12 protein-coding genes are annotated in these 15,283 nt (G+C 68.2%); 3 read left to right on the top strand and 9 right to left on the bottom strand.

Annotation, left to right across the window (positions count from 1 at the left end):
* Positions 1-17: 17 nt before the first annotated feature.
* Both BM060_RS15835 and BM060_RS15840 read right to left on the bottom strand, forming a co-directional pair.
* Complete coding sequence (locus BM060_RS15835) at positions 18-281, bottom strand: DUF6021 family protein (protein ID WP_245322926.1); 264 nt, start codon at positions 279-281, stop codon at positions 18-20.
* Between the two features lie 79 nt (positions 282-360).
* On the bottom strand, positions 361-1,245 hold the full coding sequence (locus BM060_RS15840) for a LysR family transcriptional regulator (protein ID WP_074980903.1): 885 nt from the start codon (positions 1,243-1,245) through the stop codon (positions 361-363).
* A gap of 105 nt (positions 1,246-1,350) precedes the next feature.
* Between BM060_RS15840 and BM060_RS15845 the strand changes: the two genes are divergently transcribed.
* Together BM060_RS15845 and BM060_RS15850 are read left to right on the top strand one after the other, a co-directional pair.
* Positions 1,351-2,073: a CTP synthase C-terminal region-related (seleno)protein gene (locus tag BM060_RS15845; RefSeq protein WP_064583137.1), complete on the top strand. Its 723-nt coding sequence runs from the start codon at positions 1,351-1,353 to the stop codon at positions 2,071-2,073.
* Complete coding sequence (locus tag BM060_RS15850; RefSeq protein WP_074980904.1) at positions 2,070-2,399, top strand: antibiotic biosynthesis monooxygenase family protein; 330 nt, start codon at positions 2,070-2,072, stop codon at positions 2,397-2,399. The genes BM060_RS15845 and BM060_RS15850 overlap by 4 nt, the downstream gene beginning before the upstream one ends.
* A gap of 137 nt (positions 2,400-2,536) precedes the next feature.
* Here BM060_RS15850 and BM060_RS15855 read toward each other — a convergent pair whose 3' ends face one another.
* A complete protein-coding gene (locus BM060_RS15855) occupies positions 2,537-2,851 on the bottom strand; it encodes an AzlD domain-containing protein (protein ID WP_058489844.1) in 315 nt (104 codons plus the stop codon).
* Positions 2,848-3,546: an AzlC family ABC transporter permease gene (locus tag BM060_RS15860; RefSeq protein WP_074980905.1), complete on the bottom strand. Its 699-nt coding sequence runs from the start codon at positions 3,544-3,546 to the stop codon at positions 2,848-2,850. The genes BM060_RS15855 and BM060_RS15860 overlap by 4 nt, the downstream gene beginning before the upstream one ends.
* 202 nt (positions 3,547-3,748) lie before the next feature.
* Between BM060_RS15860 and BM060_RS15865 the strand changes: the two genes are divergently transcribed.
* Entirely contained in the window at positions 3,749-4,294 is a 546-nt protein-coding gene (locus tag BM060_RS15865) for a C40 family peptidase (RefSeq protein WP_009621828.1), read from the top strand.
* Between the two features lie 412 nt (positions 4,295-4,706).
* On the opposite strand, the gene BM060_RS15870 is transcribed toward BM060_RS15865, so the two are convergent.
* The 5 genes from BM060_RS15870 to tpx all read right to left on the bottom strand — a co-directional run bounded on the left by BM060_RS15870 (position 4,707) and on the right by tpx (position 14,554).
* Positions 4,707-6,194, bottom strand: coding sequence for an efflux transporter outer membrane subunit (locus BM060_RS15870; protein ID WP_074980906.1), 1,488 nt, complete (start codon positions 6,192-6,194; stop codon positions 4,707-4,709).
* A complete protein-coding gene (locus tag BM060_RS15875; RefSeq protein WP_074980907.1) occupies positions 6,191-9,301 on the bottom strand; it encodes a multidrug efflux RND transporter permease subunit in 3,111 nt (1,036 codons plus the stop codon). Before BM060_RS15875 ends, BM060_RS15870 begins: the two co-directional genes overlap by 4 nt.
* The gene (locus BM060_RS15880) at positions 9,301-12,426 is read right to left on the bottom strand and encodes an MdtB/MuxB family multidrug efflux RND transporter permease subunit (RefSeq protein WP_074980908.1); all 3,126 of its coding nucleotides are present in this window, start codon (positions 12,424-12,426) and stop codon (positions 9,301-9,303) included. The genes BM060_RS15875 and BM060_RS15880 overlap by 1 nt, the downstream gene beginning before the upstream one ends.
* The gene (locus BM060_RS15885; protein WP_074980909.1) at positions 12,423-13,733 is read right to left on the bottom strand and encodes an MdtA/MuxA family multidrug efflux RND transporter periplasmic adaptor subunit; all 1,311 of its coding nucleotides are present in this window, start codon (positions 13,731-13,733) and stop codon (positions 12,423-12,425) included. The genes BM060_RS15880 and BM060_RS15885 overlap by 4 nt, the downstream gene beginning before the upstream one ends.
* Before the next feature lie 320 nt (positions 13,734-14,053).
* Entirely contained in the window at positions 14,054-14,554 is a 501-nt protein-coding gene (gene tpx, locus BM060_RS15890) for a thiol peroxidase (RefSeq protein WP_009621821.1), read from the bottom strand.
* Positions 14,555-15,283 lie beyond the last annotated feature (729 nt).

A 15,283-nucleotide genomic window follows, 5' to 3' on the forward strand; every position in this document is an offset into this window, starting at 1 on the left:
ACTTCTCCCGCCGCGAGTCAGTCGCCGTAAGGCGGGTATTGCTCGCCCGGCGCGCGTTTGTGGCGCTGCGGGCTGGGGCCTTCGCGGGGTGGGTGAGGTGGCTGCGGCGGGTCGATCTGTGGGTCGGCCAGGTCCGGCGAGTCGGGGTCGAAGCCCAGACTCCTGACGATTTCCGCGTCCTGCTCGGCGTCCTGCGGGTAGCCCGGCAGACCGCGGGCGGCGTTTTCGCCGTCGCGTTGCGGCCAGGGTTTGCCCAGCCATTTGTGCAGAGTCGGGTTCATGGCGACCTCCGGTCGATGCGGCGATGGCCATTGGAGGACGATGGCGGGCGCAGGTTCGCTCTTTTCGTCGGACAGCCGTTCAATGTCCGGCCGGCGGTGGCAGACGGATGTGCCGCGCCAGTTCCTCGAACAGCGTGACCACGGTGCGCAGGGCCCGGCAGTCCGGCCGCGTCAGCAGCCACAGCGCAGTGGCGCAACCCGGCAGGTCGGGCCGCAGCACGCGCAGGCCGTCGCCTTCGCGCAGCAGGTAGTCCGGCAGCGCCGCCAGGCCCAGGCCGGCGCGGCACAGTTCGAGCACCGAGAGGATGCTGCCGCAGCGGTAGGCCGGGGTGAGCGCCGGGTACAGCTGGCGGCGCCAGGCGACGCTGGGGTGGTCGGGCATGAATTCGTCCGGGGCGATCCAGCTCAGTTCGCTCCAGTCGCGCCCGGCCTGGGCGGCCAGGTAGCTTTCGTGGGCGCACAGGGCGTAGCGCACCTCGCCCAGGCAGCGGCCCACCAGGTAGTCCGGCGGCGCGGTGGTCAGGCGCAGGGCGACGTCGGCATCGCGCCGGCTGAGGTTGGCGAAGGCGTTGGAGGTGGAAAGCTCCAGGTGCAGGCCGGGGTAGCCGCCCATGAAATGACCCAGCGCCGGCAGCAGCAGGCCGTGCAGCACGGCGTCGGTGCAGGTCAGGCGCACCGTGCCGCTGAGCACTTCGCGGCCCTGCTCCAGGCCCACCCGCGCCGCCTCCAGGGCCTGCTCGGCCAGTTCTGCCTGGCGCGCCAGCTGTTGCGCGGTGGCGCTGGGCAGGTAGCCGGCGCGGCCCTTCTCGAACAGCGCCATGCCCAGGGCCTTCTCCAGCCGGCGCACCGCGCGGAACACCGTGGACACGTCCACTGCCAGCAGTTCCGCCGCCCGCGCCAGGCTGCCGCCGCGCACCAGGGCCAGTACCAGGGAAAGGTCGGCGTATTCCAGTCGATATTGCATTGGCGCACTCTTGAATTGCGCAACCGCCCATTTCGATTGCATCGGCGCAACTATAAATTGCCCGGAGAAGCCCGCCAACGGGCGCCAGCGCAGGGGGAACGAGCGATGCGGAAGGTGCGGAAACTACTGCGGATCGGCCTGATCGGCGACCGCGACAGCCGGGTCACCGCGCACTGGGCCATTCCCCTGGCGCTGCAGCAGTCGCTGCTGCCCCACGCCGGCGCCCTGCGCCTGGAGTGGCTGGATACCGAGCGGCTGGCCAACGGCCTGGCGCTGGACGCCTACTCCGGCTTCTGGTGCACCCCCGGCAGCCCCTACCGCAGCACCGAGGGCGCGCTACGCGCCATCACCTACGCGCGCACCCGCGGCGTGCCCTACCTGGGCACCTGCGCCGGCTTCCAGCACGCGCTGCTGGAGCGAGCCCGCAACGTCCTGGGCTGGGACGACGCTGCCCACGGCGAGGTCGAGCCCCGCGCGGCGCGGCCGGTGATCCACGCCCTGCCCTGTTCGCTGATCGAGGTGCGCGAGGACATCCGCCTGCAGCCCGGCTCGCGCCTGGCCAGCGTCTACGGCAAGCCGAGCATCCGCGAAGGCTATCGCTGCAGCTATGGCGTCAACCCGGATTACCAGGCGGCGCTGTTCGACAGCGGCCTGCACGCCACCGCCCATGGCGAGGACGGCAGCATCCGCGCCCTGGAGGCCAGCGACCATCCGTTCTTCGTCGCCACCCTGTTCCAACCCGAGCGCAAGGCCCTGGCCGGGGTCAGCGTGCCGCTGGCCGAAGCCTTCCTGCGCGCCGCCAACCAGTACGCCAGGAGCGCAGCATGACCGCCACGACGCCGGAGCCGCCCTACTTCGCGGTGATCTTCACCTCGCTACGCACGCCGCTGGAAGCCGGTTATGGCGAGGCGGCCGAGCGCATGCTCGAACTGGCCGCGGGGCAGCCGGGGTTTCTTGGGGTGGAGTCGGCGCGTGGAGAGGATGGGCTGGGGATCACGGTGTCGTACTGGCAGGACGAAGACAGCATTCGCCGGTGGCGGGAGAATGCCGAGCACAAGCTGGCGCGTGAAGGTGGGCGGCGGGATTGGTACGAGCGCTTTCGCGTGCGGGTGGCGAGGATCGAGCGGGCCTATGGATTTGAGCGTCAGGGCTGAAGGCTTTTCGTAGGAGCGAGCTTGCTCGCGAATGAGCCCCGCAGCGGCGTCTGTTCGCGAGCAAGCTCGCTCCTACATTATGACGATTACGCCCACCACCGAACCTACCTGTAGGAGCGCGCCCTGCGCGCGATTCGCTACAACCACCAACGCAACAGGAAGAACACCCCCATGCTGAGCAGCACGCTGAGCAGCGTGTTGCGCGTCCACAGCACCAGCCCCACCGCCACCAGCGAACCCAGCAGGTAGGGGTTGTCCGGGCGCAGGTTCAGCTGGTGCTCGGGCAGGAACACGATGGGCCCGCAGATGGCCGTGAGCATGCCCGGCACCGCGAAGCCGAGGAATTGCCGGACGTTGCTGCCCAGGCGGATGGGCAGGCGCGGTTCGAGGAACACGTAGCGGTTGAAGAAGACGATCAGCCCCATGCCGATGATCACGGCCCAGACCATCATGCCGACCTCCCGCTGAACTTGTTGCAGACAAAGCCCGCGGTCATGCCCGCCAGGCCCGCGAGCACCAGGGCCGAGCCCAGTTGCCAGTAGCTGAACAGCACCGAGCAGAACAGCGACACCGCCACGCAGACCACCGTCGGCACGCTGCGCACCACCGGCGCGATCAGCGCCACGAAGGTGGCGGCTACCGAGAAGTCCAGGCCCAGGTGCTCCAGGCCCGGGATGCTGCTGCCCAGTAGCACGCCGGCCAGGGTGAAGAGGTTCCAGGCCACGTAGAAGGTCAGGCCCACGCCTAGGGCGTACCAGCGGTTGAAGGTCTCGCGGTCGTGCTGGCTGGTCAGGGCGAAGAATTCGTCGGTGAGCAGGAAGCCCAGGCCCAGGCGCCAGCGCCCGGGCAGTCCGGCGATCACCGGGCGCATGCTCATGCCGTAGAGCAGGTGCTGCGAGGTCAGCAGCAGCGTGGTGATCATGATCGAGAAGAACCCGGCGCCGCCCTTGAGCATGCCGATGGCCACCAGTTGCGCGGCGCCGGCGAAGACGATGGCCGACAGGCCCTGGCCGTGCAGCGGCGAGAGGCCGGCCTCGATGGCCAGGGAGCCGGCCAGCAGGCCCCAGGGCAGCACCGCGATGGACAGCGGCATGATGGCGATGGCGCCCTTGAGGAAGGCGCGGGAGGGAAGCAGTTGTTCTGACATGGATGACGCTTTCGAGGCAGTAAGGCGCCCAGCTTGGCAGAAACCTTCGTCGCCCGCCTTGAACGTTCTTGCGCACTTGCCAGTGGCACATCGGAAAGTGTTAGGCACTTTCTGCCTGGAGTAGATGAATTTTCCGACTGACCGTTCGTAGGCCGATACCTAGGATGGCTGCAGCTCCCACTACCTCCTTGCGGTCCCTGTCGTGCGTATCTTCCTGCTGTCGTTGTTCTGCCTGTTTCCCCTGGCCACATCGGCCGATCTGCTGGACGCGCCGACCTGGCGCAGCTACCAGGCGCAGGAAGGCGCCCTGACGCAGTTCTTCCGCCCCGGCGCGCAGCCCGGCCTGAAGCCCGGCGCCCCGGACGGCGACATGCACCGCCTGCTGCAGAGCGCGCAGGAACTGGTGGGCACGCCGTACCGCTGGGGAGGTACCTCGGCGAAAACCGGCTTCGATTGCAGCGGCCTGCTGGTCTACCTGTTCCGCAAGGAGATCGGCCTGGAACTGCCGCGCACCACCCGCTCGATGATCCGCCAGAAGCACCGCCAGGTGCCGCGCCACGCGCTCAAGCCGGGGGATGCGGTGTTCTTCAGCCACAACGGCGGCGCGCGGGTCAGCCATGTCGGGCTGTACCTGGGCGATGACCGCTTCATCCATGCGCCGCGCAGTGGCAAGTCGGTGCGCATCGATTCGTTGAGCAACAATTATTGGGATCGTAATTTCACTACGGCGCGGCGGTTCAGGCACTGAAGGCCCACCCACGCCATTCCCCCGTCCGCGATGTGCATCGGACTCGCACCGGGGGCGGATCGCGGATAAATCCGCTCCTACAAGGTGCAGGGGAAACCGCCATCTGCACGGCTGAAGGCATTCACTTGTAGGAGCGGACCTTGTCCGCGATAACCGGACATATCGGCGCGATTCGCGGATGAGATCCGCTCCTACGCCGCCCCACCTACGCTGTTCCATGTAGGAGCGCGCCCTGCGCGCGAATCGCGGGCAAGGCCCGCTCCTACAGGTCCGGCGCGGGTCCGCACCGGGATAGATCACACGTTACAGGCGAACACGGCTTTTCGTAGGAGCGAGCTTGCTCGCGAATGAGCTCCGCTGCGGAATTTGTTCGCGAGCAAGCTCGCTCCTACGAAGAGCGGTTCGGCGCAGGTCAATCGGCCTTGGCCGCCTTCTCGCCTTCGGCGGCGATCTGGCCGGCGTCCCAGCCGCCGCCCATGGCGGCTATCAGTTGCACGCTGGCCACCAGGCGGTTGCCGTAGAGGCTCAGGACGTTGCGCTCGTTGGACAGCGCGGTGGTCTGGGTGGTGACCACGCTGTTGTAGTCCACGGTGCCGGCCTTGTACTGGTTGCTGGTCAGGCGCAGGGCTTCGCGGGCGGCGTCCAGGGCTTCGTTCTGCGCCCCGCTCTCCTCTTCCAGCACCTTGAGCTGGACCATGTAGTCCTCCACCTCGCGCATGCCGTCGAGCACGGTCTGGCGGTAGCTGGCCACGGTCTGGTCGTAGCTGGCCTCGGCCTGTTCCACCTGGGAGGAAATCAGGCCGCCGTCGAACAGCGTCATGGCGAACTGCGGGCCGATGGACCAGTAGCGGTTGGGCGTCTCGATCCAGTCGTGGAAGCTGCCGCTGCGGTAGCCGCCGGCGGCGCTGAGGGTCAGGTCCGGGTACCAGGCGGCCTTGGCTACGCCGATCTTGGCGTTGGCCGAGATCACCTGGCGTTCGGCGGAGGCGATGTCCGGGCGCCGCTCCAGCAGCTGCGAGGGCACCAGCGCCGGGATCGGCGGCAGCTTCGGCACCTGGCCGGTGGCGGCCAGGCCGAAGTTGGCCGGGGCCTGGCCCACCAGCACGGCGATGGCATGCTCCAGCTGCGCGCGCTGGTACTTGAGGTCGATGGCCTGGGCCTCGGTGCTCTTGAGCTGGGTGCGCGCCTGGGCCACGTCGGCCTTGGTGACGATGCCGGCGTTGTACTGGTTGGTGGTCAGCTTGAGCGCGCGTTCGTAGGCCTCGACCGTGTCGTTGAGCAGCTTGATCTGCTGGTCCATGACGCGCAGCTGCAGGTAGTTCTGCGCCAGTTGCGACTGCAGCGACAGGCGCGAGGCGGCCAGGTCCGCGGCGCTGGCGTCGCGGCTGGCGGTGTCGGCTTCCAGCTGGCGGCGCAGCTTGCCCCACAGGTCCAGTTCCCAGCTCACGCCCAGGCTCGCGCTGTAGCTGTTGCTGATGCCGCCGCTGCCGCCACTGCTGACCGTGGAGCCATCGGGCAGGCGCACGCTGCCACTGCCACTGCCGCCCTGGCCGGAGCGGGTCTTGCCGACGTCGGCGCTGATGGTCGGGAAGAAGGAGGCGCGCGAGCCCTTCACCAGGGCCGCGGCCTGGCGGTAGGACGCCTCGGACTGCGCCAGGGTCTGGTTGGCCTTGAGCAGGCGCTGCTGCAGATCATCCAGCACCGGGTCGGCGTACAGCGTCCACCACTGGCCATGGCCCGCCAGGTCGGCCGGCTGCGCCTGGCGCCAGCCCTCGCCTTCCTTGAAGGCGGCCGGCACGCTCAGCTCGGGGCGCTTGTAGTCGGGGCCGACCGCGCAGCCGGCGAGCGCCGCGCACAGCGCCAGGGCGAGCAGGCTGCGGGATGGGTTCGGGCGGTTCATAGCGGAGTCTCCAGGGCGCCGTCGGTGCGCACGCCGCGCTTCTGGTTGACCCAGTGGCGCAGGCGGTCGAGGTAGAGGTAGACCACGGGGGTGGTGTAGAGGGTGAGCAGCTGGCTGCCGATCAGGCCGCCGACGATGGTCATGCCCAGCGGGCGGCGCAGCGCGGCGTCGCCGCCGATGCCGAAGATCAGCGGCAGCGCGCCGAGGATGGCAGCCAGGGTGGTCATCATGATCGGCCGGAAGCGCTTCATGCAGGCTTCGAGGATGGCTTCGCGCGGCGACAGGCCAAGGGTGCGTTCGGCGTCCAGGGCGAAGTCGATCATCATGATGGCGTTCTTCTTGACGATGCCGATCAGCAGGATCACCCCGATCAGCGCGATCAGCGACAGCTCGGTGCGGAACAGCATCAGCGTAAGCAGCGCGCCCACGCCCGCCGAGGGCAGCGTGGAGAGGATGGTCAGCGGGTGCACGTAGCTTTCGTAGAGGATGCCCAGGACGATGTAGACCGCCACCAGCGCCAGCAGGATCAGCCAGGGCATGTCGTTCTGGGTGTCCTGCACGGCGCCGGCGTTGCCTTCGAAGCTGGCCTGGATCTCCAGCGGCAGGTGCAGCGGCTCCAGTGCCGCCATCACGGCGTCGCGGGCCGGGCCGATGAGCGCGCCGGGGGCCAGGTTGAAGGAGAAGGTGGTGGCGGCGAACTGCCCCTGGTGGTTGACCGACAGCGGCGCGCGGCTGGGCTCCACGTGGGTGAAGGCCGACAGCGGCACCTGCTGGCCGTCGCTGCCGATCACGTAGACCTGGCGCAGCTCTTCGGGGGTCTGCTGGAACGGCTGGTCCACCTCCATCACCACGTGGTACTGGTTCAGCGGGTTGAAGATGGTCGACACCTGGCGCTGGCCGTAGGCGTTGTTCAGCACCGCATCCACCGCCGCCACGTCGATGCCGAGGGTCGCCGCGCGGTCGCGGTCGATCACCAGGCGGCTCTGCACGCCCTTGTCCTGGGCGTCGCTGTTGACGTCCACCAGTTGCGGGACCTTGTTCAGCACCGCCTCGACCTTGGGCGCCCAGTCGCGCAGCAGGGTCAGGTCGTCGCTGCGCAGGGTGAACTCGTACTGCGCGTTGCTCTGCCGGCCGCCGATGCGCACGTCCTGCCCGGCCGTGAGGTAGAGGTTGGCGCCGGGGATTTCCGCCAGCTTCTTGCGCAGCCGCGCGGCTATGGCCTCGGCGGAGTCGCGCTCGGTGATCGGCTTGAGGGTGACGAAGAAGGAGCCGGTGTTGCTCGACTGCCACCTGCCGCCGCCGACGAAGCCGAGCACGTTATCCACCCCCGGGTCCTGGGAAAGGATGTTGCGGAACTCCGCCATCTTGCGGTCCAGGGCCTGGAAGGAAATGCTCTGGTCGGCCACCGCGAAGCCGCGCAGGCGCCCGGAGTCCTGCTGCGGCAGGAAGCCCTTGGGCACGATGGCGAACAGGTAGAGGTTCAGCGCGATGCAGCCGAACATGATCACCACCATCAGCCGCGAGTGCTCCAGCGCCCAGCTGAGGCTGGCGCGGTAGCGCAGCATGAAAGCGACGAAGTAGCGGTTGCTCTGCCGCGCCACCGAGGCCTTCTGCGGCCGCTCGGCGCGGCGCAGCAGGCGCGCGCAGAGCATGGGCGTGAGCGTCAGGGAAACCACCAGCGAGACCAGGATGGCCGCCGCCAGGGTCACCGAGAACTCGCGGAACAGCCGCCCGGTGATGCCGCCCATGAGCAGCAGCGGGATGAACACCGCCACCAGCGAGAGGGTCATCGACAGCACCGTGAAGCTCACCTCGCGGGCGCCGCGGATGGCCGCCCGGACCGGGTGGTCGCCCTCCTCGATGCGCCGGGCGATGTTCTCCACCACCACGATGGCGTCGTCCACCACGAAGCCGGTGGCGATGATCAGCGCCATCAGCGACAGGTTGTTCAGCGAGAAGCCGCACAGGTACATGACAGCGAAGGTGCCCACCAGCGACACCGGCACCGCCAGGCTGGGAATCAGCGTGGCGCGGCCGTTGCGCAGGAACAGGTAGACCACCAGGATCACCAGCAGCACCGAGATCACCAGGGTCAGCTCGGCCTCCTCCAGGGAGGAGCGGATCGACGGGCTGCGGTCGTCCATGACGCTGAGCTTGACCTGCGGACCGAGCACGTCCTGGATGATCGGCAGCTGCGCGTGGATGGCGTCGGTGGCCTCGATGATGTTGGCGCCGGGCTGGCGGGTGACGATCAGCAGCACGGCCGGCAGGTTGTCGGAGAAGCCGGCGTTGCGCACGTCTTCCACCGAGTCGCTGACCTTGGCCACGTCGCGCAGGCGCACCGCGGCGTTGGTCTCGGCGTTGTAGTGGATGATCAGCGGCGCGTACTCGCTGGCCTTGCGCAGCTGGTCGTTGGCGTCCACCTGCCAGTGCCGCTCGCCGAACTCCAGGGCGCCCTTGGGCCCGTCGGCGTTGGTGTTGGCGATGGCGGTGCGCACCGTATCCAGGGAAATGCCGTAGTGGCTGAGCTGGTCCGGGTTGACGTCCACCCGCACCGCCGGCAGCGAGGAGCCGCCGATGCTCACCTGGCCCACGCCCTTCACCTGGGCCAGCTTGGGCGAGACGATGGTCGAGGCCAGGTCGTACATCTCGCCGCGGGTATAGGTGTCCGAGGTCAGGGTGAGGATCATGATCGGCTGGTCCGACGGGTTCGCCTTGCGGTACGTCGGGTTGTTCGGCATGCCGGTGGGCAGCAGGCTCATGGCCGCGTTGATCGCCGACTGCACCTCGCGGGCGGCGCCGTCGATGTCCTTGGACAGGTCGAACTGGATGATGACGGTGGTGTTGCCCAGGGAGCTGGTGGAGGTCATGTCGGTGACCCCGGCGATGCGCCCCAGCGAGCGCTCCAGCGGCGTGGCCACGGTGCTGGCCATGGTCTCCGGGCTGGCGCCGGGCAGCGACGCCTGCACCACGATGGTCGGGAAATCGACGTTGGGCAGCGGCGCCACCGGCAGCAGGCCGAAGGACAGCGCCCCGGCCAGCAGCAGCGCCAGGGTCAGCAGGATGGTCGCGACCGGCCGCAGGATGAACGGGCGGGAGATGTTCATCAGCCCTGCTCCAGGCCTTCGTCGGGGCTGTTCACGTCCAGCCCGTGGCGCTTGCGCCAGTTGGCCCAGCGCAGCGCCAGGCGGTCGAAGTAGAGGTAGATCACCGGGGTGGTGAACAGCGTCAGCAATTGGCTCAGCAGCAGGCCGCCGACCATGGTCACGCCCAGCGGCTGGCGCAGCTCGGCGCCGGCGCCGCCGGCGAGCATCAGCGGCAGCGCGCCCAGCAGCGCGGCCATGGTGGTCATCAGGATCGGCCGGAAGCGCAGCAGGCAGGCCTGGTAGATGGCCTCGTGGGGCGGCTTGCCCTCGTTGCGTTCGGCGTCCAGGGCGAAGTCGATCATCATGATCGCGTTCTTCTTGACGATGCCGATCAGCAGGATGATGCCGATGATCGCCACGATGCCGATGTCCTGCCCGGCCAGCATCAGCGCCAGCAGCGCGCCCACGCCGGCCGAGGGCAGCGTGGAGAGGATGGTCACCGGGTGGATGAAGCTCTCGTAGAGGATGCCCAGCACGATGTACATGGTGACGATGGAGGCCAGCACCAGCAGCAGGGTGTTGGACAGCGACGACTCGAAGGCCTCGGCGGCGCCGCGGAAGCTGCCTTCCAGGCTGGCCGGCATCTGCATCTGCGCCTCGACGTCGCGGATGGCCTGCACCGCCTCGCCCAGGGCCACGCCCTTGGCCAGGTTGAAGGACAGCGTCGCCGAGGGGAACTGGGCGATGTGGTTGACCGCCAGCAGGGTGTGGCGCTCTTCCACCCTGGCCAGGCTCGACAGGCGCACCTGGGTGCCGTCGCTGGCCGGCACGTAGAGGTTCTCCAGCGACTGCGGGCCGAGCTGGAAGTCCGGCGCCACCTCCAACACCACGCGGTACTGGGTGGCCTGGGTGAAGATGGTGGAGATCAGCCGCTGGCCGAAGGCGCTGTAGAGCACGCTGTCGATGCTCGACAGGCTCACGCCCAGGCGCGAGGCGGTGTCGCGGTCGATGTCGATGTAGGCCTGCAGGCCCTTGTCCTGCCAGTCGCTGGCCACGTCGGCCAGTTGCGGCAGCTGCTGCAGGCGTTCCACCAGCTTCGGCACCCATTCGGCGAGCACCTCGGGGTCGGCGTCCTGCAGGGTGAACTGGTACTGGGTGCGGGCGATGCGGTCCTCGATGGTGAGGTCTTGCACCGGCTGCAGGTACAGCTTGATGCCGGCGACCTTGTCCAGTTCCGGCTGCAGGCGGCGGATCACCTCGCTGGCGGTGAGGTCGCGCTCGCTGTGGGGCTTGAGGTTGATCAGCATGCGCCCGGTGTTGAGGGTGGCGTTGCTGCCGTCGACGCCGATGAAGGACGACAGGCTCTCCACGTCCGGGTCGGCCAGGACCACCCTGGCCAGTTCCTGCTGACGGCTGGCCATGGCCTGGAAGGAGATCGACTGCGGCGCCTCGGCGATGCCCTGGATCACCCCGGTGTCCTGCACCGGGAAGAAGCCCTTGGGCATGAACAGGTAGAGCGCGGCGGTCAGCAGCAGGGTGCCGATGGCCACCAGCAGGGTCAGCCCCTGGTGGCGCAGCACCACGCGCAGGGCGGCGGCGTAGCGCTCGATCATGCGTTCGATGAAGCGCCCGGCGGCGCGGGCGAAGCGGCCTTCCTGCTCCGGCTCGATGTGCTTGAGCAGCTTGGCGGCGAGCATCGGCGTGAGGGTCAGGGAGACGAAGCCGGAAATCAGGATGGCCACCGCCAGGGTCACGGCGAATTCGCGGAACAGTCGCCCGGCCACATCGCCCATGAACAGCAGCGGGATGAGTACGGCGATCAGCGAGAAGGTCAGCGAGATGATGGTGAAGCCGATTTGCCTGGAACCCTTGAGCGCCGCTTCCAGGGGGCTGTCGCCCTGCTCCAGGTAGCGGGCGATGTTCTCCACCATGACGATGGCGTCGTCCACCACGAAGCCGGTGGCGATGGTCAGCGCCATCAGCGTCAGGTTGTTGATGGAGAAGCCGGCCAGGTACATGACGCCGAAGGTGCCGATCAGCGACAGCGGCACGGCGAAGCTGGGGATCAGGGTGGCCGAGAGGTTGCGCAGGAACAGGAAGGTGACCATCACCACCAGGCACACGGCGAGGAACAGCTCGAACTGCACGTCAGCCACCGAGGCGCGGATGGTGGTGGTGCGGTCGGTGAGCACCGTGACTTCCAGGTTGCCCGGCAGGGTCGCCTGCAGCTGCGGCAGCATCTTCTTGACGCTGTCCACCACCTCGATGACGTTGGCCCCCGGCTGGCGCTGGATGTTCAGCACCACCGCCGGGGTGTTGTTGGCCCAGGCGGCCAGGCGCACGTTCTCGGCATCGTCCTCGACGCTGGCGACGTCGCGCACGCGCAGCGGCGAGCCGTTCTTGTAGGCGATGATCAGGTCGCGGTAGGCGTCGGCGGACTTGAGCTGGTCGTTGGCGTCGAGGGTCGAGGAGCGCGTCGGGCCGTCGAAGCTGCCCTTGGGCCCGTTGAGGTTGTTGCTGGTGATGGTGCTCTGCAGGTCTTCCAGGCTCAAGCCGGCGGCGGCCAGGGCCGCGGGGTTGGCGCGGATGCGCACGGCCGGGCGCTGGCCGCCGCTGATACTGACCAGGCCGACGCCGGAGATCTGCGAGATTTTCTGCGCGAGGCGCGTATCGACCAGATCCTGGATCTTCGGCAGCGGCATGTCCGGGGACATCACCGCCAGGGTCAGGATGGGCGCGTCGGCCGGGTTGACCTTGCTGTACACCGGCTGGTTGGGCAGGTCCTTGGGCAGCAGGCTCTGCGCGGTGTTGATCGCCGCCTGCACTTCCTGCTCGGCCACGTCCAGGTCGACCTGCAGGCTGAACTGCAGGGTGATCACCGAGGCGCCGCCGGAGCTGGTGGAGGACATCTCGTTGAGGCCCGGGATCTGCCCCAGCTGGTTCTCCAGCGGCGCGGTGACCGAGGAGGTCATGATGTCCGGGCTGGCGCCGGGGTACAGGGTGACCACCTGGATGGTCGGGTAGTCCACCTCCGGCAGCGCCGAGATCGGCAGGAAGCGGTAGGCGATGATGCCCGACAGCAGGATCGCCACCATCAACAGCGTGGTGGCGACCGGCCGCAGGATGAACAGGCGCGACGGGTTCATTCGCTCTTACCGCTGTCCTGGGCCGGGGAGCCCGAGCCGAAGGGTTTCGGCGAGGCCGCCTCGCCCTCCTCGGTGGCGGCGGCGCGGGCCTGTTCGTCGCTGGCGACTATGTGCAGGAGGGTGCCGTCGCGCAGGCGGTCGGTGCCCTCCACCACCACGCGCTGGCCTTCCTTCAGGCCCTCGGTGATGACCACCCGCTCGTTCTCGCTGGTGCCCAGGCCGACCAGCTGGCGCTTGGCCTTGTTCCCGGCGTCGGCGATGTACACGTAGGTGCCGTCGTTGCCGCGCTGCACGGCGTTGGCCGGGATGGTCAGCACGCCATGCAGGGTCTCGGCGAGCAGGCGCACGTTGACGAACTGGTTGGGGAACAGCTTCTGGTCGGCGTTCTCGAAGGCGGCCTTGAGCTTGACCGTGCCGGTGGTGGTGTCGATCTGGTTGTCGAGGGTCTTGAGCACGCCGCTGGCGAGGGTCAGGTTCTGGTTGCGATCCAGCGCCTCCACCGGCACCGGCTGGCTGCCGGACAGCTGGCGGGCGACGGTGCCCAGCTGCTGCTGCGGCAGGCTGAACACCACGGAGATCGGCTTGACCTGGGTGATCACCACCAGCGGCGTGGTGTCGCCGGAGGTGACCAGGTTGCCGACGTCCACCTGGCGCAGGCCGACGCGGCCGGAGATAGGCGCGCGCACCTGGGTGAATTCGAGGTTGAGCTTGGCGTCGTCGACCTGGCCCTGGTTGGTGCGCAGGGTACCCTCGTACTGGCGCACCAGGGCTTCCTGGGTGTCGAGGGTCTGCTTGGCGATGGAGTCTTCGGCGTACAGGCCTTTGTAGCGCGCCAGGTCGATCTGCGCGTTCTTCAACTGCGCCTGGTTCTGCTGCAGGGTGCCCACCGCCTGGTCCAGCGCCGCCTGGAAGGGCCGCGGGTCGATCACCGCGAGGACGTCGCCGGCCTTCACCTGCTGGCCTTCCTGGAACGGCACCTTGACCAGTTGGCCACTGACCCGCGCGCGCACGTTCACCGTGTTGTAGGCAGTGACGGTGCCCAGCGCATGGTAGTGCACCGGCAGGTCGCCCTTGGCCACCGGCGCCACGCTGACGGTGATGGCCGTGCCGCCACCCTGCCCGCCCGGCCCGCGCCCGGCCATGGCCGCCCCGCGTCCGCCGCGCCCGCCGCCGGCCTGGGGCTCCGGCGCCGAACTGGTCTTGTGCAGCCACATGCTCAGCCCCACCACAGCGGCGAAGACGGCGGCGGTGATCAGCCAGGGGCGCAGCTTGCGGAGTTTCGAGGGCGTTCCATTGCTTGGAGTCATAGCGGTCATCAGGCGGCCAAAGGTTTGGATGATAACGAGGCGCAAGGCAAAGCGCCGCATCCACGACGCGGCGTCCACACTTCTATACCTTCAGGGTCGAACGATAAGCACAGCAAGGCGCCGGGCAAAGTCTCTTTACCCGCTATTTACCTTTGTTTTACCGAGAGTTACGGCGCCTGGGCGAGGTTGCGCCGCAACTGTTCACACAGCAGCAGGGCCTGGGCTGCTGCTCCCTGCACAGCGCCAAAAACGAAGATGCCGCCCGGCCATTGGGCGGGGCGGCATCCGGGGCCTGCGGCAGCCGGGGCTGCGGCGGGCGATCAGCTCAGCGCGGCGACGGCGGCGGCGTAGTCGGGCTCGTCGGCGATCTCACCGACCAGTTGGCTGTGCAGCACCTGGTCGTTCTCGTCCAGCACCACCACGGCACGGGCGGCCAGGCCGGCCAGCGGGCCGCTGGCGATGGCCACGCCGTAGTTGGCCAGGAAGTCGGCGCCACGCATGGTCGACAGGTTAACCACGTTCTCCAGGCCTTCGGCGCCGCAGAAGCGCTTCTGGGCGAACGGCAGGTCGGCGGAGATGCACAGCACCACGGTGTTGGCCAGTTTGCTGGCCTCGACGTTGAACTTGCGCACGGAGGTGGCGCAGGTGGGGGTGTCGACGCTGGGGAAGATGTTCAGCACCTTGCGCTTGCCGGCGAAGTTCTCCAGGGTCACGTCGGCCAGGTCGCCGCCGACCAGCTTGAAGGCCGGGGCCTTTTCGCCTTTCTGCGGCAGTTTGCCGTCGACGTTGATCGGGGAGCCCTTGAGGGTGACTTGAGCCATTGCGGTATTCCTTCTATCGAGGGGATGGCCCCGCCGGAGAGGCCGGCGGGGCCGGGGATTTCGGGGCCGGGCGTCATCCTAGCATGAACTTGTCCGAGTGAATCTGTCGGGAATGGCTTACGCGAGGTTGAATGACTTACGCAAGGTTGTAGGAGCGAGCTTGCTCGCGAACCTTGGTCCTGCGCTCCCAACCTAATCCGTCATTCCCGCGAACGCGGGAACCCAGAGACTTCTTGTTTGGGTGTAGCGCGCCGCTCCGAGTGCGTTGATGTCTCTGGTTTCGCCCCCTCGGGCGAGTCCCTTTTGTCAAACGGTGGAAGGCCACCCCCGCAAAAAGGAACCAAAAAGGCTTGCCCCGCATACGGGCCCGATGGAGCCGGGCTACCCTCACGAATTCCCCCGCCACGGAGGCCCGCCCCGAGGGTACGTCCCTGTAGCCCGCGGGGCTCTCGCGACATCCATGTCGCATGACCTCCTGAGCGCCGGTTTCGCTCGGCCTTCTGAAGGGGCGTTCCGGAGTGCGCGGATGTTTCTCTGGAAATCCAGGAGCCAAAGCCAGAGCAAACGCGCTTTTGCTCTTCGTAGGAGCGAGCTTGCTCGCGAACCCCGCAGTCTCTGGGTTCCCGCGTTCGCGGGAATGACGGGTTAGGTTGGGAGCGCAGGACCAAGGTTCGCGAGCAAGCTCGCTCCTACAGTTCCATGAAGGCATCGGCGCACCGGCCAACGGCG

The organism is Pseudomonas citronellolis (assembly GCF_900112375.1).
Taxonomy (GTDB): Bacteria; Pseudomonadota; Gammaproteobacteria; order Pseudomonadales; family Pseudomonadaceae; genus Pseudomonas; species Pseudomonas citronellolis.

Bases quoted from the DNA above. Each gene is read 5' to 3' on its own strand.
- BM060_RS15835 (WP_245322926.1), bottom strand. From the start codon at position 281: ATGAACCCGACTCTGCACAAATGGCTGGGCAAACCCTGGCCGCAACGC.
- BM060_RS15840 (WP_074980903.1), bottom strand. From the start codon at position 1,245: ATGCAATATCGACTGGAATACGCCGACCTTTCCCTGGTACTGGCCCTG.
- BM060_RS15845 (WP_064583137.1), top strand. From the start codon at position 1,351: ATGCGGAAGGTGCGGAAACTACTGCGGATCGGCCTGATCGGCGACCGC.
- BM060_RS15850 (WP_074980904.1), top strand. From the start codon at position 2,070: ATGACCGCCACGACGCCGGAGCCGCCCTACTTCGCGGTGATCTTCACC.
- BM060_RS15855 (WP_058489844.1), bottom strand. From the start codon at position 2,851: ATGATGGTCTGGGCCGTGATCATCGGCATGGGGCTGATCGTCTTCTTC.
- BM060_RS15860 (WP_074980905.1), bottom strand. From the start codon at position 3,546: ATGTCAGAACAACTGCTTCCCTCCCGCGCCTTCCTCAAGGGCGCCATC.
- BM060_RS15870 (WP_074980906.1), bottom strand. From the start codon at position 6,194: ATGAACCGCCCGAACCCATCCCGCAGCCTGCTCGCCCTGGCGCTGTGC.
- BM060_RS15875 (WP_074980907.1), bottom strand. From the start codon at position 9,301: ATGAACATCTCCCGCCCGTTCATCCTGCGGCCGGTCGCGACCATCCTG.
- BM060_RS15880 (WP_074980908.1), bottom strand. From the start codon at position 12,426: ATGAACCCGTCGCGCCTGTTCATCCTGCGGCCGGTCGCCACCACGCTG.
- BM060_RS15885 (WP_074980909.1), bottom strand. From the start codon at position 13,733: ATGACTCCAAGCAATGGAACGCCCTCGAAACTCCGCAAGCTGCGCCCC.
- tpx (WP_009621821.1), bottom strand. From the start codon at position 14,554: ATGGCTCAAGTCACCCTCAAGGGCTCCCCGATCAACGTCGACGGCAAA.